We start from the raw sequence: 19055 nt of genomic DNA on the forward strand, positions 1-19055 counted from the left end.
CCTCCTTTCTCACTTATTATAACTAATTCTTATTATTTTTGTCAATTTGTTGTTAAAAATTTCTGCTAAAATGTTAGTAATCCTAACAAAGGGGGTGGATTTGTGGGGATATACAGAGATCTTTTTAAAATAGCAATTCCCGTAGCGCTACAGCAGTTTTTATTTAGTAGTGTGAGTTTTTTGGACACGTTGATGATAGGTAGATTAGGAGAAGATGCAATTGCAGCTATTGGTCTTGCAAATCAGTTTTTCTTTTTTTACAATATAGTATTATTTGGTCTTGTTTCTGGTGGAGCAATCTTTTTTTCCCAATTTTGGGGGAAAGGTGACTTTGAAGGATTATCAAAATCTACAGCTCTTACAACTTTATCATCTCTTTTTGTTTCTATTCCGTTTTTTGTTTTAAGCTTGTTTTTCCCAGGTTATGTAATGAGATTTTTTTCTCCAGATCCTATTGTTATTGAACTTGGAGTAAAATATATAAAGATTTTGTCAATATCTTTTCCTATATTTGCAATATCAATGGTATTTTCATTTATGCTTAGAAGTATACACAAAGCCCACATTCCAATGTATACTACGATAATAGAATTAACAACAAACGTTTTTCTAAACTATGTACTTATTTTTGGAAATTTTGGTTTTCCAAAATTAGGAGTTATAGGTGCTGCAATTGCGACGGTTTTTTCAAGGATTATAGGTTTATTTGTTTTGATTGTAACAGTGAAGTTACAGAAACTTCCAGGTATGTTTTCCTTACATCACATAGGAGCGCTAAACAAAAATTTTATAAACCGCTTTTTTCACTATACACTTCCTACACTTGCCAATGAATTTGCATGGTCACTTGGTTTTACCATGTATTCTGTGATTTATGCACATATGAGTACAAAAGTTATAGCGGCAAGGAATATAATAGGTACCATCGAAGGGTTTGCATGGGCATTTTCTTTTTCACTTGCAAATGCAGCATCGGTAATAATTGGTAATTATTTAGGGGCAAAAAGATTTGGAGAAGCGTATAAGATTTCAAGAAAAATAATCAAACTCACGGAAATTGTAGCCACAATATCTGCCGCTGCAACTTATATATTAACAGTTTTTTCAGTTGATCTGTTCAATATATCTCAAGATGTAAAAAGTTTGGTGATAGTTGCTATGGCTATATCCATGGGATTTGTTCCTATTAAAATATTTAATGGTTTAAATATCGTTGGTTTTTTACGTGCAGGCGGAGATACAAGATTTTCCTTTGCGGTAGAGGCAACAACCCTTTGGGTTTTGGGTGTTCCGCTTGCAGCGATAGGTGGATTAATATTAAAACTAAGTTTTCCATTGGTTTTACTATTAACAATGGTAGATGAAATTACAAAGTTTTTCATACTTTTATCAAGGTATAAAAGTAGAAAATGGGTAAGAAATGTGGTTGAAAATATCTAGATTTCAAGATATTTTATCTCTTTTTCCATCTCATCGATTTTTTGTAGCAAGTTAAGTATTTTTTCCTCTAATTTTTCTTTTTCTTCAGAAAGTTCCATTGCTTTTATATAATCAGAACCAACATTTAATAGTTTTAAATCAATTTCATCTATTTTTTTCAACAACCTTTTTTCTTCTTCGTTTAATTTTTCTATTTCCATCTTTAATTTTTTTATCCTATTTTTTCTTCTCTTTTTTTCTTCGTAATCTGTATTTATTATTTTTTCTTCTTTTTTTTCTTCCTTTGGTTCGTATTGTGATATATCGGATACCTCAAGTAATTTTTTGTCTTTTAAAATAAAATATCTGTTACAAACATTCTTTACAAGTTCTTCGTCGTGGGAAACAAGTATAAGGCTTCCTTTGTATTCTTTTAGAGCGTCTTCAAGTGCTTCTACAGTTTCAAGATCCATGTGATTGGTAGGTTCGTCTAATATCAATAGATTTGGTTTTTTAAGCAGTACTTTTGCAAGGGCGAGAATTTGCCTTTCTCCACCGCTTAATTCGGAGATAGTTTTGAAAACGTCTTCGCCTTTGAAACCAAATCTTCCTGCATATGCTCTGATTACATAGTCTGGTTGCATTTCCATTTCATTTGCTATTTCTTCAAAGACACTATTTTCTTCATCTAACTCTTCCACAAACTGATCTAAAAATTCCACTTTTACGTTATATCCAAATTCTACTAACCCTTCTCCTTTAAGTTTTCCAGAAATAAACTTTAAGATAGTACTCTTTCCAGAGCCATTGGGTCCTAGGATAGCTATTTTATCACCACTGTATACTGTGAAGGTTACATCATCTATGATATTTAGAAATTTTAACCCTTTTACGTTCAATACTATATAACCTGTATTTTCTGGGATAGGGATGGAGACATTTTTTTTCGTTTCTTCTTCAAAAATAACTTCAGATTGTAGCTCTTCTAAAATCTTCTGTAGAATTTTTTCTTTACTTTTTGCTTGTTTTATAAACTTTTCTCTTCCCCATTTTCTGTATCTTTCAATAATTTTCTTCAACCTCTCTATTTCCCTTTGCTTATTTTTCATCGAACGTTTTTGATGGAGTATTAACGACTCTCTTTCTTTAAGATATGCATCAAATCCCATTCTAAAATCCCATATCTTTCCGTTGTTGATTTCTAAAAATCTTTCACACGTGTCCCTTAAAAAACTTCTATCGTGTGAAATTATTATATATCCACCTTTAAAGCTTTTTAGTAGATTTTTTAAAAAGTGAATTCCCGCTATATCTAAATAATTAGTAGGTTCGTCTAAAAGTATGAAATCTGCTTCTTCTAGAAAAAGTCTACCTATTTGTAATCTTGTTTTTTCTCCCCCACTAAACGTGCTTAAGTTTCTTTTCCAGTCTTCTTCTTCAAAACCAAAACCTTTAAGAATACTTCTTACAAGTCTTTCTTTTTCCGGAGTATCAGCTACCTCCATATAATATTCGTAAGGGGTATTACTGCTAAATGTTCTATACTGGTCGAGGTAAACCACCTTACCGGTGGTATTTATTTGTCCTGTATATTCTTTGAATTCACCAACTATTGCCTTTAAAAGCGTTGTTTTACCACTTCCATTTTTTCCTATTAATGCTACTTTTTCACCATCAGAAATATTTAATGATACATTATTTAAGAGTTCTTTTCCTGGAAAATGTAAGGATACGTTGTTTAGTACTATCAAATTTTTCACCTCAAGCTTTTTTTCAATACTTTAAAGTTTTCTATGCATAACAAAATTAAGAATAAGTGCCATAAAACTATGCAAATACCTATAATCCATGCATGGATTCCTACTGGTTGAGTATCACCATGTGCAAGACCAGCTGCAACCGAATAAATCTGTGCAAATAGTATAGAAGCAATTTCTAAAGTTAAAAAATAGATTAATTTTTTAACCATCACGTGTTTTTTTAATGCAAAAAAGATAATCCCAATGCTACCTATTATAGTGAAACCTATTAATTCAGCTGGCATTAGATAATCGTAGAGAAATCCTTTTTTTGTAAAAAGTGCAACAAATGAAAAAAAGATAGGTAGTAGAATTGGTAAAACGGAAATACCAAAAAACATATACCCAAAGAACTTTTTCATAAATATCACCCCTATTGTATTTTAACATAAAAAAATCCCATCCATTTAATGGATGGGATTTTAATTACTCTGCATTTCATTTTTTTTCTTTGACAGAAATAGTGGTAATAGGCAGACAAAAAAGTAGCTAATTGAAAATGAATATGGAATCCCAAGGAGCAACATTTCAAGTAAAATGATAAATGATAAAATTAACAGTATATTTTTTTGTTTTTTTTCGGTTATGGAAACGTTGCCTATAAATAAAAGAGGGAAGAATATATATATGGTTTTAAATTTGAAAAATATAACAATTGGAATAAAAATTATGATTACGAAAAATAATAAGAAATTTCTGAAAAACAAATTTTTATTCAACCTAAAGTTTAAATAAAGCAGAAATAGTGTACTTACAAAAACTATTCCTCCAACATTAACCTCTTTAAATTCTAAATACGTAAGCGAAAAAAACAAAATTAAAAAGATTAAAAATAAATAAATTTCCTTTCTCATACTCTCCCCCCTTACTTGATGTCAATGTTGTAACTTCCATTTATTTCTGAATTAGGATATAATCTTTTTAATCGGTTTATTTGTTTTATCATAAAATTACGTGCGTATTCATATGCTTTGGTAATCGAGGTTACTATAACTTTATCGAGAAAATTATATATTTTACTTTTTACGTTTCCAAATTCATGATCTATCCACTCGGTAACAAACACATTAACATAAATAGAAGCTATTGAGTATCCGCCATTCCCAGGATCTAATTTAAAATCTTCATTTCCGTAAAGAATGTACCCGGTGTTTTTCATGCTAAATCCTATAATACATAATATTAATATAACAAAAAAAATAGAAATCTTTTTTATAAAACCACCTCCAAGCTAAAGATTTACGAATATATTATAGCACAACATTAATGAAAAATTAATGAAAAATTGTATAATTATCAATTTTGTTATTTTATTTTAAAACTAAAATAACTTAATGTTTTTTTGTGAGAAAACAGAATGTTATCTGAATATTTACTAAGTAGTTACGAACTTAGTTAGATATGTGATACAATTTATCATGGACAATATTGGGAGGTGATTAAATGCCAAATCCACAGTTTAATTTAAACAATGATAACGAAAAAATAAAAGAAAAGATGTCGAAGGTAAAACACAAAATAGCAGTTTTGAGTGGAAAAGGTGGCGTGGGAAAGACAACTGTTGCGGTGAATTTGGCAACTGCGCTTGCAGAAAGTGGGTATAGAGTTGGAATTTTAGATCTTGATATGCATGGTCCAAATATAGTGAGAATGTTAGGAGAGAAAAATCCTACAGTTGATGGTGAGGAAATAGTTCCGGCGGAAATTCTTCCAAATCTGAAAGCTTTATCAATTGGTATGCTTGTTGAGAGTGGAAAGGCGGTAATTTGGAGAGGGCCATTAAAACATTCTGCGATAAAACAATTTTTGGGAGATACGAAATGGGGAGAATTGGATTACTTAATCTTTGACCTTCCGCCTGGAACAGGAGATGAAGCACTTAGTTTATTTCAAACAATACCGGAATTAGACGGTGTAGTTATGGTAACAACTCCTCAAAAAGTGGCGCTTGATGACGTTAGAAGGGCAATAGATTTTGTACATGCGATGAATAAGAAATTGTTGGGGATTGTAGAGAACATGTCATATGTTAAATGTCCAAAGTGTGAAGAAAAAATTGAAATATTTGGAAGTGGTGGTGGAAAAATATTAGCTGAAGAATACAATGTTGAACTTCTGGGGCAGATCCCCCTTGATCCAAAAGCGGCAAAGTATGCAGATGAAGGAAAACCAATAACACTTTATATGAGGGAAAGTGAAGTGGAAGCGGAGTTTAGAAAGATAGTAGAAAAAATAGCGAAAATAGTAGAAAAATAAATTTTCCCCATCCGAAGGATGGGGATTTTTTTACATTGTTATCCAATATTCATCAAGTATACACATAGCAATTATGTAATGTGATATAATTTTATGAAGAACTGTTTTTTAGAAAATTTAGTCGAAAATATGTAAAAAATTAGGGGTGGAATACATTGAGAATAGAACCAACAGGTGATCCAAAAATAAAGAATGAAGCAATAAAAAAGAAAAAAAAGGCAAAAGGAAAACATAAAGTGGGGTTTTCAAATGAAACTCCAGGTTTTTTTGATGTGCTTTTGGATGTTGAAGAAGAGAAAATAAACGTTGAACTTGAAAGGATTGTCCAGGATATTTTGGATGCAGGAAATGATTTTGTTAGATCTCCCACTCCAGATACGTTGAGAAGATATAAAGAAAAAATAAAAAAGTTTCTCAAACTTATTGAAAAAAAGATGTATAAATTGGCGGGAAAAATGGATTATTCAACAAATTCTCCAAGGTTACATGTAATAGTTGAGGAAGTTGATGAAAAACTCAAAAATATTGCGGAAAAGCTAATAACTTCTGAAGGTGGAACTATAAATTTTGCCGCTAAGGTTGAAGAGATAAATGGTTTGATTTTGGATCTGTATAAGTAAGGAGGAAGAAGATGAACATATTGGTAACAAATGATGATGGTGTAACCGCAGATGGTATATTGTGTCTTGCAAGGTATTTAAGTAAAAAACACGAAGTAACTGTAGTTGCACCTGAGACTGAACAAAGTGCGGTAGGACATGCGATAACTTTGAGATTTCCATTATGGCTTAGAAAGATTGATATAAATGAAGAATTTGAGATTTACGCGGTTTCTGGGACACCTGCTGATTGTGTAAAAATGGGTATTGATGTTGTGTTGAAGGAAAAACCAGATTTGCTAATTAGCGGAATAAATAGAGGGAATAATTTGGGAACGGATGTTGTTTATTCGGGAACGGTAAGTGGAGCACTAGAAGGTGCAATAGCTGGTGTTCCATCTATTGCAATTTCAAGTTTTAGTTTTGAAAATCCCTTGTACGAAACTGCGGCGAAATTTATATTGGAATTTTTGGAGGAATTTGATGTAAAATCCATTCCAAGGTTTACTGCTTTGAATATAAATGTTCCATCTGTACCGTATGGAGAATTAAAAGGTTGGAAATTAACAAGACAGAGTAAGAGAATGTACGAAGATTATTTTGAACAAAGAAAAGATCCGTCCGGTGGAAATTACTATTGGATGATGGGAAATATAATAGAGAATGATCCAGATCCGAAAGCAGATTACAAAGCTGTTGCAGAAAAGTATGTTTCTGTTACTCCGATAAGTGTTTTTTTAACCAATGAAGAATATTTAAAAAGATTGGAGGAACGCTATGAGGATAAGGCTATACGGTGATCCTATACTTAGAAAATCTGCAAAAGCAGTAAAAGATTTTAAATATCTACAGGAAATAAAGGAAGACATGCTTAAAACAATGTATTTAGAAGATGGGGTAGGTCTTGCCGCACCACAAGTGGGACTTTCATTGAGGTTTTTTGTAATGGACGATGGAAGTGGACCACTTTTTATTGTAAACCCGGAAATCATAGCTCATTCTGAAGAAAAAGAAATTGGCGAGGAAGGATGTCTTAGTTTACCGGGAATTTTTGAAAATGTGGAAAGGTATAAATGGGTGAAATTAAAATTTCAAGATGAATATGGGAAAGTTCAGACAAGATTATTCGAAGGTTACAGTGCAAGGATAGTGCAACACGAAAGAGACCATTTGGATGGTATTTTGTTTATCGACCACCTTCCAAATGCTGTAAAAAGAAGGCTTGCTCCTGAGCTTTCCAAAATAATGAGGATGAGAATGGAGGAAAAAAAGTGAATTTTGAGGATTTTAACTTAAGTGAAAAAACGCTTTACGCAATTAACGAGAAAGGTTTTGAAAAACCAACACCTGTACAGAAGCGAGTTATTCCAATTTTGTTAAACAAAGAAAAAAATCTTATTGTACAGGCAAAAACGGGAACGGGAAAAACAGCTGCATTTGGTATACCACTTATAGAACTTTTAGAAAGTAAAGGTTATGTCCAAGCTATTATATTGACTCCAACAAGGGAATTGGCCTTGCAGGTTTCAGAGGAAATAAATTCGTTAAAAAGAAAGAGGTTAAAGATATTACCCGTATACGGTGGCCAGTCTATTAGTAGGCAAATTGAACATTTAAAAAGAGGTGTGGATATAGTAGTTGGAACTCCGGGGAGAATTTTGGATCATTTAGAAAGAAAAACAATAGATCTTTCGAAGGTAGAGTATTTTATTTTAGACGAAGCAGATGAAATGCTTGATATGGGATTTATAGATGATGTCGAAAAGATTTTAAAAAGTACAAGTGACGAGAAAATCTTTCTAATGTTTTCCGCAACTATACCTAGAAGAATAATTGACCTTGCAAAAAAGTATATAAAAAATTATGAGGTTATTAAAATAGCAGATAAACAGCTTACTACCAATCTTACAGAACAAATATATATTGAATTAAACGAAAATGATAAATTTGAAGCACTTTGTAGAATAATAGATGTAGAAGACGATTTTTATGGCATGGTATTTTGTAGAACAAAGGTAGAAGTTGATAATGTTTCATCTAAACTTATTGAAAGAGGATATGATGCGGAAGCACTACATGGTGATTTTTCACAGTATCAACGTGAAAGGGTACTGAAAAAATTTAAAGAGAAAAGGATAAATATTCTAGTTGCAACGGATGTTGCTGCAAGAGGAATAGATATTTCAGGCTTAACTCATGTAATAAATTATTCTATACCACTTAATCCCGAACATTATGTGCATAGAGTAGGCAGAACGGGGCGAGCAGGGAGAGAAGGTGTAGCGATAACTTTTGTAACTCCAAAAGAGTACAGACAACTATTTAGGATAAAGAAATTCTCAAAAGCAAAGATAAAGGAGGGAAAAATTCCATCGGTTGAGCAGATAATAAGGGCAAAGTCTGAAAGAATAAAAAGTGAATTGTTAAAAGAAGAGAAAAAGTTACCGAATATATATTACAACCTTGCCGATGAGTTATTGAAAAAAACAAATCCTAGGGAGGTAATAGCAAAGCTTTTGAATATGTCTTTTAAATCTTTAAATCCCGAAAAATATGAGAAAGTGTTACCGCCAAAGGAAAATGAAGTGGTAAGGTTGTTTATAGCAAAAGGGAAGCAAGCAGGACTTACAAAAAAAGATCTTGTAAGATTTATAGTTGAAAAGACAAATATAAGTCCTAAGGTGATAAGTGATGTAGTTGTTCTTGATAAGTTTTCTTTCATAACCGTTCCGTATAAAGAAGCGGAAATTATACTATCAATATTTAAAAAACGCGGTAGAAGATCGTTAATCTCAAAAGCTAAAGAGAGAAACTAGGAGGTGGATTATGAGAAAAGTAGGTGTTTTGGTAGTATCCATAGGTATATTGTTATCATTTGTGCTTCTCTTTGCAAGTGGGGATACAAATCAAGGTCCAAAATTTGCTTACATTGATTCGACAAAGGTACTTCAATCTTACAGTAAATTTATAACCCTTCAAGCAAAATATCAAGAAGATGCGGCTTTTTATCAAAAGAAGCTCAATGAACTTGCTGCGGAGATAAATTCCATGAAGGAACAGGGGGTAAGTGAGCAGGAAATAAACAAAAAAATAGCAGAATATTCACAAAAACAACAACAATATTCTCAAATGTTGAATAATGAGTATCAACCTAAGTTTTCACAAATTGAACAGGAAATATTGGAAAAAATAGCACAATATGCTGAAATAATGGGATATGATTTTGTGTTTAATAGTAAGTCTATGGCATATGGTAATTCAAAGTACGATATTACAGCACAATTTATAGAATACCTAAACTCTGCACAATGAGAATATACTGTAGGGGTATAAAAAAGAAATTTGGAAGGAACCAAGTTTTAAATGGAGTAGATTTATATGTAAATACAGGTGAAGTAGTAGGCTTGCTGGGACCAAATGGTTCTGGCAAGACTACTTTATTCAATATAATATTAGGTGTTGTAATTCCAACTTATGGAAGAGTTTTTCTCGATGAGAAAGATATAACAAAGATGCCAATACACAAACGTGCAAGACTTGGAATTACTTATCTTCAACAAGAAACTTCTGTTTTTAGACAACTTACCGTTGAGAATAACTTGAAGTTGGTTTTGGAATATTACGATAAGAATTTTGAAAAAATTCCAAAATTATTGGAAAATTTCGGACTATACGATTTGAGGAAACAGATGGCCTTTAACCTCTCAGGTGGAGAAAAAAGAAGACTAGAACTTGCACGTATGATGACTCTTTCGCCAAAATTTTTATTGTTAGATGAACCGTTTGTGGGAATTGATCCCAAAACTGTTAAAGAAATACAAAAAATGGTGATTGAATTAAAAAAAATGGGGCTGGGGATAATAATTACTGATCATAGTGTGGAGGCATTGATGGATATTGTAGATAGACTTTATGTTATCCACAAAGGTGATATAATTAAGAGTGGAGAACCAGAGAGTGTTTTGAATGATGAAACTGTGAAAAAAGTGTATTTGGGGGGATAGTATGAAAATATTTTTAACGTTATTATTTTCAATTTGGGGACTTTTTTCTCCGGAAAGTGTAATTTCAAACAACGGGGAGTATTTTATAACACAAATGGGAAAGTTGTATGTAAAAGATGGAACAATTATCCATATGACAAAAGACAAGACAGAATCTCTTTTAAAATTAGTAGATCCAAGGGGGATGTATTTAGAGGATAATTTTCTCTGGGTGGTTGATTTTGACAGAGTAGTTAGACTTGATTTAGAAACGGGAAAGTACAAAAATTTTTATGCAAATTTTCCAAGGTACCTAAACGATATAGTAAAATACAAAGGGAGTTTTTATGTAACAGATACATATGGAAATACCATTTACAGAATTAACGATGAAAAAAAATTAGAGGTGGTTTTTAATATTAAAAGTCCAAATGGAATAACAACTGATGGGGAGTATTTGTATGTAATTTCATTTACATCCCCTGCTGTTGTTTACAAGTGCGATGAAAACAAGGTAATTAGTAGTTTTACACTTAAAGATGTAAATGGTGGAGACGGAATATTTTTTGGTGATAATCTCTTTTTTGTCTCAGGTTATAATTCAAAAAATGTTGTGGTATACAATGACAAATGGGAAAAATTATTTGAAAAAACAGGGTTTTCATCTCCTGCGGATTTATACTATTCAAAAAAGACTTTGTATGTTCCTGATATGAAAGAAGGAAAAATATACGTTTTTAAGGTGGAAAATGAGTAGATTTGTAATAAAATTCAAAAAGCTTGGTATGTATAGATTTATTTCAGGTCTTGATACCATATCGTTGATTGAAAGAACTTTTAGGAGAACACAGTTATCACTTATTTTTACTGAAGGTTTTCATCCAAAACCAAAGTTTACTTACATAGATCCCGTTTCTACAGGTGTGATAGATTTAGCGTTTTATCTTACAATAGAGTTTTCTAAAGATTATGACGAAAAAATTGTAAAAAGGAAAATAAAAGAAGTTCAACCGTTATATTTTGTAGTGGATTTAGTTTCAAAAGATGAAATAACACTTTCAAAAATAAATGCGTACGAGTTTTTGGTGATAATAAAGAAGCCATTTGAATTGCCTGGTAAAGTTGTAAAGAAGACAAAGCGGGGATTTAAAGAAATTCAGATATCCACACTAAGAAATTTGGATATTGTTGAAAAAAAAGATTATATTATGTTAAACTATATAGTTGAGAAGGGAAATACTTTTAATCCATATATTTTGTCAGATAATGTGTTTTTAGCTATAAGAAAAGAATGTTATATTGATAACAAACCTGTTTCTTCTCTTTTGAAGGGAGTGTAATTTGTGAAGAAAATTCTTGTAGTAGATGATTCTGAAGTTCTAAGGAAAATAACATCATTTAATCTTAAAAAGGCGGGATATGAAGTTTTCGAGGCGTTTGATGGAATTGATGGCCTTGAAAAAATAAAATCCATTAAACCCGATCTTATTATTCTAGATATTATGATGCCAAGACTTGATGGTTTTGGTGTTTTAAAAGAAAAACAAAAAATTGAAGAAATAAAAGATATTCCAGTGATTATTCTCACAGCTAAAGGAGGAGCAGAAGATGAAAAGATAGCCAAAAGTCTTGGCGCAAATTTGGTCATGACCAAACCATTCAGCCCTTCTATATTGCTTGAAGAAGTTAAGAGGTTGATGTCAGATGATTAAAAAACTTGAAGAGATATATCTTAAATTGTTAGAATTATCAAAAAGTCCAAAGAAGGAATACAATTCCAAAGAGGACTTATGGAGTCTCATAGAGCAGGAGATTGATATAATACAAACGGAATTTTCTTCTTACAAGCAAGAGCTTGAATCTTCTACTTTGTTGATAGAAAGTCAACTTGAAGAGATTTCGAGGTTGTACGAGGAAATTTCAACGTTGTTTGAAATAAGTAAAATAGTTGCATCTAATATTGAAACTAAGCAAATCTTAATGCCTATACTAAGTACATTAAAAAAAGCTATAAATTTTAAATGTGGGATAATAAACATAGATTTTGAAGGAAGTTATTCTGAAGCTATTGGAGAATGTCCAAGCAATTTGGAAAGTTTAGTTTCACAAATAGATGATGATGTGGATATAATCTTTAAGGAAAAGTGTGAGAAGTTAAATAATGAAAGTATAATATACAAAACTATATCTACCGCTTCAAATAAAAAGATGGGATTTATTTTGGTTTCAGGAAAAGAAAGCGGACCAATATTTACCGCCGGAGACAAAAAAATAATTGAATCTGCAGCACAGCAGATTGGAAGCAGTATTGAGAGGGAAATAGCTCTGAAAGAGGAAATAGAAAGAGAGAGGTTAAATCAACAAATAGAAATAGCAAGAAACATACAATTTAATTTCTTTCCAAAAACGTTTCCAAATGATGAAAATTTTGATTCATATGGTGAGAGTATTCCCGCAATTCACGTTGGAGGAGATTATTTTGATGTATTTATGAAAAATGATAGTTTGTATGGAATAGTTGCAGATGTATCTGGAAAAGGCCTGCCTGCCTCGTTGATTATGTCTTCTCTGAGAAGTGCTTTTAAATCGTTGTTGGAAAGTACAAACGGGGATCTTTTAAAAACGGTAACTAGTTTAAACAAGATGTTGGCATATGATGTAGGTGATGATAAATTTGTAACGGCGGTTTTTGTAAAGTTAACCAGAGACGGAGGATTGGAAGTAATTAATGCAGGGCATGATCCATTGTATATAGTTAAAGATAAAATTTCTAAGATAAATTCTACAAGCACACCTATAGGAATGTTTGAATTTATGGAATTTGAAATACAAAAAACAAAGCTTGAGAAAAATACACTTATATTTGCATATACAGATGGTATACCAGAGGCTAGAAATATTAATGGGGAAGAATATGATTTTGAAAGACTTGAGAGGTTGCTAAGCAAGGTTTATATATTATCTGCAAAAGATATAGTTGATAATGTGGAGAAGGATGTATTTAAGTTTTCGCAGGGAGCACTACAACATGATGATATGACTTTGCTGGCAATAAAATATTTAGGATAGGAGGTAGTTAAATGATAGATGTAGGTTCTCTAAGTAAGGGTATGTATATAAAATACGATGGGGATATTTATAGAGTTGTGGATGTAAACAAGCATTTTAGAGCAAGAGGTTCTGGTTTAATTAGAACAAAACTGAAAAATCTTTCATCGGGCTTGGTAAGGGAAGTTAACTTTAACAGTGGAGAAAAAGTAGAAGAAGCAGAAGTAACATTTAGAAAGGCATCTTACATATACAATGATGGTGAAATGTATTATTTTATGGATGCGGAAACCTTTGAACAGTATGGTATTCCTGAAACAGAAATTGAGGATGAAAAAAATTACTTAGTGGAAAATACCGAAGTTGATTTAATTATGCATGATGGGAAACCAATTGGGATACAACTTCCAACAAGTGTTGTATTAGAAGTAGTAGAAACTGAACCTGGTTTTAAAGGTGATACAGTTTCAGGTGGTGGAAAACCTGCAATACTTGAGACAGGTCTAAAAATTACAGTGCCCTTCTTTGTTGAGAAAGGACAAAAGGTTAGAGTGGATACAAGAACGGGAGAATATATTGAAAGGGCATAGTAAAGGAGGGGTAACATGGAATTCGAACAAGGAAGTATAAATATAAGTGATGAGGTGTTAAAAGAAATAGCGTTTAGAAGCTTTATTGAAATTTTAAACCCCGAGGAAAAAGATGTAAAAAAACTTAAAAAGAATATAGAAATTGAAAGAACACCTGATGATAATGTTATTGTTTATGTGAAAACCGTTGCACCTTATGGTCAAAGTCTTGTGGAATTTGGAAAGAAAATTATGAAAAATATATCTGAAAATATCCAACGAATGACGGAGTTGCAGGTAACAGCTGTAAATGTATCAATTACAGATGTTGTTGAAAAAATAGAAACAGCACAGAAAGAGGAGGAAGAATAATTGCTAAAAAGCCGCCATAAGATGAGGGAAGCCATATTTAAATCCCTCTTCCAATGGGATTTTAACAAAGAGGAGATTCTTGAAGAAATTTCCAAAGAGCATATTGTTTCATTAGAACCAAATTTACAAGAGCTTGCTGTGAATTATTTAAAGGGGATACGGGAAAATATTGATGTTATAGATGAAATTATATCTAAATATCTAAAAAATTGGACACTTGAAAGGTTGTCTGTTACCGATAGAAATATTTTAAGGCTTGGAACGTATGAATTAATATACGTAGATGATATACCAATTGAGGTAACATTGGATGAGATGATAGAGCTTGGTAAAACATATGGTACTGAAAACAGTGGAAAGTTTGTAAACGGTGTCTTAGATAAAATAGCAAAAGCGGAGGCACCGAAGGAGAAGTTTGAGTTATAAGGTGGGGGGACAATCTCTTTTTCAGAGGTTATTATTGCTCTTTTTGTTTCCATATTTATAATCTATTCATGTTATTTAATGCTTAATGCAACTGTTGAATGGTATATTTTTTTAAAGAAGGATTATCAAAAGACATTAGATCTATTTTATGTAGTAAATTATATACGACACGATTATTACAACCGTGGTATCTCTCCTATTAAATTAAAAAATTCCAAAAACATTTCGTTTGTTGAAAGATTGAAAAGCGGGGAGGAAAAAAAGGTAACATACAAAATAATAGATACAAAAGAAGGAATGTTTTTAAAGAGAGAGGTAAATGGTAGAGGAAATTACCTGGGGCCTTTTAAGACATCTATAAAGTTTGAAGATGCAGTAGATGTGGTTTATATAGTAACTGAAAAGGGAAAATTTATCATACCGAAAGCACCTGTAAAATACAAAATATTGAAAATATTAGTCTCTTTTTAGACTGTAAACATATGCCAAGACCTCTGCAACAGCTCTGTAAAACTTTTCTGGAATTTCATCTCCAACATCTACGTTAAAATACAATTCTCTAGCAAGTTTTGGATTTCTTAAAATGGGAACGTTATTTTCACGTGCAACTTTTTTAATCTTTTCTGCCAAGTTATCCATACCTTTTGCAACTACTATTGGAACTTCCATTTCATCTACTTCATATTTTATTGCAACTGCAAAATGTGTTGGGTTAGTTATAACCACAGTTGCTTCTGGAACCTCTTGCATCATTCTATGCATGGAATATTGCATCATAATTTCCCTTTGTTTTCTTTTTATCTCAGGATTTCCTTCAACTTCTTTAAATTCTTCTTTAACCTCTTGTTTTGTCATTCTTATATTTTTTTCATATTCATACCTGGAGAAAAAGTAATCTGCAATTGAAACGATAAAAAGTGCTATACCACACTTTATAAGAAGTTCAAACGTTATATCCCAGATAAGTAAAGATCCATCTTTCACACTTTTATCGATTGCTAATAACATTTTGTTCCAATTACTTTTGATTACCAAATATCCAACATATCCAACTATAACTAACTTTAGTATTGATTTCAAAAGTTCAAATAATGAACGAAGGGAAAACATCCTTTTTAAACCATTTATTGGATTTATTTTTGAAAAGTCTAGCTTTAAAGATTTAAAAGTAAAAAGAAATTTTGTTTGTAAGCTTCCAACGGCGATTCCTGTTACCATAATTATACCCACAAATATAACTAAATCGATAATCAACCCTTTAAATGCGTTGAAGGCATATATTCCCAAATCATTAATGTTTATCGTGTCGTATGATGGAAGTTCGGCAAAAAAAGCAACTGCAGATTCCAACCCCAAGATAATTCCCCTACCCAAAAATGCAAATCCCAATACAGCGGCTAAAAAGGTAAAACCAGAAGTTAATTCTCTTGAAATAGGGACTTGTCCTTCTTCTCTAGCTTTTTGTCTTCTTCTTGGGGTGGCTTTTTCCGTCTTGTCAGGGTCAGCAAAAAGTTGGATATTTATCCTGAAAGAAAGTGTTCTAATGTTTTTTCCAACAAAATTGTTAATTTTGCCGAAGTTTCTGCCCATAATGGCACCATCCCTAAAAATATTAAAAATACCAATAAAGATTTTAAAGGTATGCCTACCATAAATACGTTCATCTGTGGAACTAATCTTGAAAGAATTCCTAAAAGGACATTTATTATAAACATATAACCTATTACGGGAAGACCTATTTTCAATGCAATGAAAAACATTTCAACAAATTTTGTGGTAATAAATTTTGTGAAATTAAAATCTAAGAAATCTAAATCAAGTGGAAAGATTTTTATAGAATCTAAGATAGCTTCATAAACTACCAAATGACCATTTAAAGAGATGAAGACAAAGATAGCAAGTAAAAATACAAATTGTCCTATAATTGGCGATTCTTCCATAGTTGGATCCATAGATGTTGCAAGTCCAAAACCAGATTCTACTCCAAGTAATTCACCTGCAATGGAGAAAGCACCAAGTATCATGAATGCCATAAGCCCCATGGCAAAACCTACGATAAAGTTGTTAGTGAGTGATAAAACAATGTGTATTACAGGAGTGTTTAGTGGTATGCTATTTGTTTGTGGTAACATCATGTATGAAAGAGAAAGAACAAGAAAAACCTTTACTGTCGTGGGTATAAACCTCCCAGACAGTAAAGGTGTTATTATGAACATTCCAGTGATTCTACTAATAAGCATTCCCCAGTTGAGAAATTGTGTTTCTACAAAGTCAAATAGTTCCATTACTCTTCTATTTTAAACCAGTTGGCAATATTTTTCAATTGTTCTGAAACGAAATCAATTGCGTTAACAGTTTCATGCAATCTTTGTGAAAAGTCTTCAAGTTTTAACATATTTTTATTAACAATTGTCATTTTATCAACCGCTTCAGAGACGGTTTTGATTGATCTTTCTGAGATGTTAACCATTTCATTGAAGACATCCTTTGTTTGTTGTAATACTTGAGAAACAGTTTTTGTAGTGTTTGCAAGTTTTTGTATACGGTCTATAACAATCTGGAACCCTTCGGAGAATTCCTCCTTTGTTTTTGAAAGCTTAGAAAAATTATTTTTAGATGTTTCAAATACCTTGTTCAAACTACCTAGGTTATTTGTGTATTCTTCCATATCTTTTACAAGTTTTTTCGAAATATTGTTTATTTCCACGGAAAGTTTCATAATTTCATCTGCAACCACCGCAAAACCTTTTCCTGCCTCTCCTGCTCTTGCTGCTTCTATGGCAGCATTAAGTGCAAGTAAATTGGTTTGGTTTGCAACGTTTTGTATTTTTGAAATTTCTCCTGTTACTTTGTTGAATTGTTCTATGGTTTGATTTATATAACTATTAAATTGTTCCATGGCATTTAACGAATTTGTTATATTTGTGTCCATTTCTCTTACAAGTGTGGTATTTTCATCTATTTTTCTTTCAGTATCCAATATATCATTAACTAGCTCTTCTAATGTGTTTTCAACATTTTCAATTGCAACTTTGGCATCATTAGTTGTATATCTTAAATTATCAAATTCATTTAAGACTTCCGTTGTATCTTTTGAGAACATATCAATTGCATTTGAGAATTCTTTTGAAGTTTTTGTTAAAATCTTGCTTAGTTCTTCTAAGCCATCAACTTTTGATACAATTTCTTTTGAATTACCTAGCAATTTTTGTGCAAAATCCTTGAATCTTTCCGATAGAATCTTTAAAGAATTCATCATTATTTTAAATTCTCCGGAAACTTTTACACTATCAACGTTTTCAAATTTTCCTTCAGAGAGTTTTTCAATAACATTCTTTGAATGTACCAAAGCCTTCGAAAGTTGTTTGGTGATGATGAAAATAAGTATTATACTTATTGCAATTATGATTGCAACAAGAATAATGGTTTTTCTAATAAGTGAGGAATTATCAATTTTTAAATTAATTGAAACTTTAGGTTTTTCCAGTTTAGGTACCTCAAATGGTTTTGGTGCAGGTAATTTTACGTTTGTATCAATTATTTCAAATGGTATTGCTACTTCTATATCTGCGATCTTTTTTCCAAGATATGTAAATTCTCCAACCTTTGTGTAATATTTCTTTCCTAGTATTTCTATAACATTATCATTTGTTCTTTTTAGTTCCTCTCCTACAAGTCTTTGACCGTTTTCGTTGATTTTTGTTGTAATTAAAGATTTGTTGTCTACATATAGTGTAATTTCAGCATTCGAAATTGATTTTATACCATCCAAAAAGCTGTTATCCATTTTATCTACAAATACAATGAAACCATTTATGGTATTTCCAAGAACGGGGTGCATTACAGGAACAATAGTTATAGCATAAAGGGAATTTTTGTATGGGTAAATAAGTGATCTATAAAACACTGATTTTGCATTTAATAGCTCTGAAAAAATTTTTTCAAGTTTATCTTTGTATGGTGGTTTTTTATAAAATGCAACATTTGCACTTGAAGAGTTGGATTTTGCATATTCAACTATATATTTGTTCTCATGTTGAGTGTAAAGCTTGCTTTTAATCTTTGGTTTGTTTTTGTCAATTATCCAAAGAGCAGCATATTCAATGGAGAATTTTTCAACAAAGGGAAATAAGAGTGCCTTTCTTTCTGTCAATGATAGATTTTTATCATTTGCCGCATTTACAGTTTCTTTTAAGGAAGCGGCTATTTGAGCACCTGTTAAAAGTTGTTCTGTTTTCTCCTTCAATAGATTTATAACAGTTTCAAATGTAAAATTGACTTGGTTTGAAAGGGCTTTTTTGTACAGGTTATCAAAAGATTTTTTTATCTTTTCTTCTTGTTCTTTTACAGTTTCAGTCAAATTTTTTGTATATTCTTCTGATTGTTTTAAAAGTGCATCTTTAAAATTTTCTATGTATGCCTCATACTTTTCTACCACTTCATTGTTTACATTTGAAACAATTTCCTTTTGCAAATTATCTATTTGTAAGTTAACTGTGTTTACATTTAAATACGTTACAAGAAATACTGGAACCGTTACCAAAATAATTGCAAACAATATAATTTTAGATCTAAAGGACATTT

Annotated in this window: 23 protein-coding genes; 16 read left to right on the forward strand and 7 right to left on the reverse strand. The window is 31.5% G+C overall.

Annotated elements, in window-relative coordinates; genetic code table 11:
* Positions 1-102 precede the first annotated feature (102 nt).
* Positions 103-1440 carry an MATE family efflux transporter gene (locus TMEL_RS04325; protein ID WP_012057052.1) on the forward strand — a complete coding sequence of 446 codons (1338 nt, stop codon included), beginning with the start codon at positions 103-105 and terminating at the stop codon, positions 1438-1440.
* On the opposite strand, the gene abc-f is transcribed toward TMEL_RS04325, so the two are convergent.
* The 4 genes from abc-f to TMEL_RS04345 are packed head-to-tail and all read right to left on the reverse strand — an operon-like array spanning position 1437 to position 4377.
* A complete protein-coding gene (gene abc-f / locus TMEL_RS04330; protein ID WP_012057053.1) occupies positions 1437-3170 on the reverse strand; it encodes a ribosomal protection-like ABC-F family protein in 1734 nt (577 codons plus the stop codon). The two genes, TMEL_RS04325 and abc-f, sit on opposite strands and share 4 nt — an antisense overlap.
* Positions 3171-3175: 5 nt before the next feature.
* Positions 3176-3580 carry a hypothetical protein gene (locus TMEL_RS04335; RefSeq protein WP_012057054.1) on the reverse strand — a complete coding sequence of 135 codons (405 nt, stop codon included), beginning with the start codon at positions 3578-3580 and terminating at the stop codon, positions 3176-3178.
* Between the two features lie 60 nt (positions 3581-3640).
* On the reverse strand, positions 3641-4072 hold the full coding sequence (locus TMEL_RS04340) for a hypothetical protein (RefSeq protein WP_041425982.1): 432 nt from the start codon (positions 4070-4072) through the stop codon (positions 3641-3643).
* 11 nt (positions 4073-4083) lie between these two features.
* Positions 4084-4377 carry a hypothetical protein gene (locus TMEL_RS04345; RefSeq protein WP_012057055.1) on the reverse strand — a complete coding sequence of 98 codons (294 nt, stop codon included), beginning with the start codon at positions 4375-4377 and terminating at the stop codon, positions 4084-4086.
* A gap of 284 nt (positions 4378-4661) precedes the next feature.
* On the opposite strand from TMEL_RS04345, the gene TMEL_RS04350 reads away from it, so the two are divergent.
* The 15 genes from TMEL_RS04350 (at position 4662) to TMEL_RS04420 (ending at position 14942) form a co-directional block, all read left to right on the forward strand.
* Positions 4662-5474, forward strand: a complete 813-nt coding sequence (locus TMEL_RS04350; RefSeq protein ID WP_012057056.1) for an Mrp/NBP35 family ATP-binding protein — start codon at positions 4662-4664, stop codon at positions 5472-5474.
* A 155-nt stretch (positions 5475-5629) separates the two neighbouring features.
* Positions 5630-6094: a YaaR family protein gene (locus TMEL_RS04355; RefSeq protein ID WP_012057057.1), complete on the forward strand. Its 465-nt coding sequence runs from the start codon at positions 5630-5632 to the stop codon at positions 6092-6094.
* 11 nt (positions 6095-6105) lie between these two features.
* On the forward strand, positions 6106-6873 hold the full coding sequence (gene surE, locus TMEL_RS04360) for a 5'/3'-nucleotidase SurE (RefSeq protein WP_012057058.1): 768 nt from the start codon (positions 6106-6108) through the stop codon (positions 6871-6873).
* Positions 6851-7348, forward strand: coding sequence for a peptide deformylase (gene def / locus TMEL_RS04365; protein WP_012057059.1), 498 nt, complete (start codon positions 6851-6853; stop codon positions 7346-7348). Before surE ends, def begins: the two co-directional genes overlap by 23 nt.
* Entirely contained in the window at positions 7345-8889 is a 1545-nt protein-coding gene (locus TMEL_RS04370) for a DEAD/DEAH box helicase (RefSeq protein ID WP_012057060.1), read from the forward strand. The genes def and TMEL_RS04370 overlap by 4 nt, the downstream gene beginning before the upstream one ends.
* Before the next feature lie 10 nt (positions 8890-8899).
* Positions 8900-9385 carry an OmpH/Skp family outer membrane protein gene (locus TMEL_RS04375; protein ID WP_012057061.1) on the forward strand — a complete coding sequence of 162 codons (486 nt, stop codon included), beginning with the start codon at positions 8900-8902 and terminating at the stop codon, positions 9383-9385.
* Positions 9382-10077, forward strand: coding sequence for an LPS export ABC transporter ATP-binding protein (lptB, locus tag TMEL_RS04380; protein WP_012057062.1), 696 nt, complete (start codon positions 9382-9384; stop codon positions 10075-10077). The genes TMEL_RS04375 and lptB overlap by 4 nt, the downstream gene beginning before the upstream one ends.
* Position 10078: 1 nt before the next feature.
* Positions 10079-10813: an SMP-30/gluconolactonase/LRE family protein gene (locus TMEL_RS04385; RefSeq protein WP_012057063.1), complete on the forward strand. Its 735-nt coding sequence runs from the start codon at positions 10079-10081 to the stop codon at positions 10811-10813.
* Entirely contained in the window at positions 10806-11396 is a 591-nt protein-coding gene (locus tag TMEL_RS04390) for a TIGR03936 family radical SAM-associated protein (RefSeq protein ID WP_012057064.1), read from the forward strand. The genes TMEL_RS04385 and TMEL_RS04390 overlap by 8 nt, the downstream gene beginning before the upstream one ends.
* Before the next feature lie 3 nt (positions 11397-11399).
* Positions 11400-11768, forward strand: a complete 369-nt coding sequence (locus TMEL_RS04395) for a response regulator (RefSeq protein ID WP_012057065.1) — start codon at positions 11400-11402, stop codon at positions 11766-11768.
* Positions 11761-13125, forward strand: a complete 1365-nt coding sequence (locus TMEL_RS04400) for a PP2C family protein-serine/threonine phosphatase (RefSeq protein WP_012057066.1) — start codon at positions 11761-11763, stop codon at positions 13123-13125. Before TMEL_RS04395 ends, TMEL_RS04400 begins: the two co-directional genes overlap by 8 nt.
* 11 nt (positions 13126-13136) lie before the next feature.
* Positions 13137-13694, forward strand: a complete 558-nt coding sequence (gene efp, locus TMEL_RS04405) for an elongation factor P (protein WP_012057067.1) — start codon at positions 13137-13139, stop codon at positions 13692-13694.
* 15 nt (positions 13695-13709) lie between these two features.
* Positions 13710-14045: an Asp23/Gls24 family envelope stress response protein gene (locus TMEL_RS04410; protein WP_012057068.1), complete on the forward strand. Its 336-nt coding sequence runs from the start codon at positions 13710-13712 to the stop codon at positions 14043-14045.
* A complete protein-coding gene (gene nusB / locus TMEL_RS04415) occupies positions 14046-14471 on the forward strand; it encodes a transcription antitermination factor NusB (protein WP_012057069.1) in 426 nt (141 codons plus the stop codon).
* Between the two features lie 78 nt (positions 14472-14549).
* Positions 14550-14942: a hypothetical protein gene (locus TMEL_RS04420; RefSeq protein ID WP_012057070.1), complete on the forward strand. Its 393-nt coding sequence runs from the start codon at positions 14550-14552 to the stop codon at positions 14940-14942.
* On the opposite strand, the gene flhB is transcribed toward TMEL_RS04420, so the two are convergent.
* The 3 genes from flhB to TMEL_RS04435 are packed head-to-tail and all read right to left on the reverse strand — an operon-like array spanning position 14928 to position 19053.
* Complete coding sequence (gene flhB, locus TMEL_RS04425) at positions 14928-16061, reverse strand: flagellar biosynthesis protein FlhB (RefSeq protein ID WP_012057071.1); 1134 nt, start codon at positions 16059-16061, stop codon at positions 14928-14930. The two genes, TMEL_RS04420 and flhB, sit on opposite strands and share 15 nt — an antisense overlap.
* Positions 15992-16756, reverse strand: a complete 765-nt coding sequence (fliR, locus tag TMEL_RS04430) for a flagellar biosynthetic protein FliR (RefSeq protein ID WP_012057072.1) — start codon at positions 16754-16756, stop codon at positions 15992-15994. Before fliR ends, flhB begins: the two co-directional genes overlap by 70 nt.
* On the reverse strand, positions 16756-19053 hold the full coding sequence (locus TMEL_RS04435) for a methyl-accepting chemotaxis protein (RefSeq protein ID WP_012057073.1): 2298 nt from the start codon (positions 19051-19053) through the stop codon (positions 16756-16758). The genes fliR and TMEL_RS04435 overlap by 1 nt, the downstream gene beginning before the upstream one ends.
* Between the last annotated feature and the right edge of the window lie 2 nt (positions 19054-19055).

The organism is Thermosipho melanesiensis BI429, from assembly GCF_000016905.1.
GTDB lineage: Bacteria > Thermotogota > Thermotogae > Thermotogales > Fervidobacteriaceae > Thermosipho > Thermosipho melanesiensis.

Coding starts and splice junctions, on each gene's coding strand:
- TMEL_RS04335 (WP_012057054.1), bottom strand. CDS start 3,580: ATGAAAAAGTTCTTTGGGTATATGTTTTTTGGTATTTCCGTTTTACCA.
- TMEL_RS04340 (WP_041425982.1), bottom strand. CDS start 4,072: ATGAGAAAGGAAATTTATTTATTTTTAATCTTTTTAATTTTGTTTTTT.
- TMEL_RS04345 (WP_012057055.1), bottom strand. CDS start 4,377: ATGAAAAACACCGGGTACATTCTTTACGGAAATGAAGATTTTAAATTA.
- TMEL_RS04350 (WP_012057056.1), top strand. CDS start 4,662: ATGCCAAATCCACAGTTTAATTTAAACAATGATAACGAAAAAATAAAA.
- surE (WP_012057058.1), top strand. CDS start 6,106: ATGAACATATTGGTAACAAATGATGATGGTGTAACCGCAGATGGTATA.
- def (WP_012057059.1), top strand. CDS start 6,851: ATGAGGATAAGGCTATACGGTGATCCTATACTTAGAAAATCTGCAAAA.
- TMEL_RS04375 (WP_012057061.1), top strand. CDS start 8,900: ATGAGAAAAGTAGGTGTTTTGGTAGTATCCATAGGTATATTGTTATCA.
- lptB (WP_012057062.1), top strand. CDS start 9,382: ATGAGAATATACTGTAGGGGTATAAAAAAGAAATTTGGAAGGAACCAA.
- TMEL_RS04385 (WP_012057063.1), top strand. CDS start 10,079: ATGAAAATATTTTTAACGTTATTATTTTCAATTTGGGGACTTTTTTCT.
- TMEL_RS04390 (WP_012057064.1), top strand. CDS start 10,806: ATGAGTAGATTTGTAATAAAATTCAAAAAGCTTGGTATGTATAGATTT.
- TMEL_RS04400 (WP_012057066.1), top strand. CDS start 11,761: ATGATTAAAAAACTTGAAGAGATATATCTTAAATTGTTAGAATTATCA.
- efp (WP_012057067.1), top strand. CDS start 13,137: ATGATAGATGTAGGTTCTCTAAGTAAGGGTATGTATATAAAATACGAT.
- TMEL_RS04410 (WP_012057068.1), top strand. CDS start 13,710: ATGGAATTCGAACAAGGAAGTATAAATATAAGTGATGAGGTGTTAAAA.
- TMEL_RS04420 (WP_012057070.1), top strand. CDS start 14,550: ATGCTTAATGCAACTGTTGAATGGTATATTTTTTTAAAGAAGGATTAT.
- flhB (WP_012057071.1), bottom strand. CDS start 16,061: ATGGGCAGAAACTTCGGCAAAATTAACAATTTTGTTGGAAAAAACATT.
- fliR (WP_012057072.1), bottom strand. CDS start 16,756: ATGGAACTATTTGACTTTGTAGAAACACAATTTCTCAACTGGGGAATG.
- TMEL_RS04435 (WP_012057073.1), bottom strand. CDS start 19,053: ATGTCCTTTAGATCTAAAATTATATTGTTTGCAATTATTTTGGTAACG.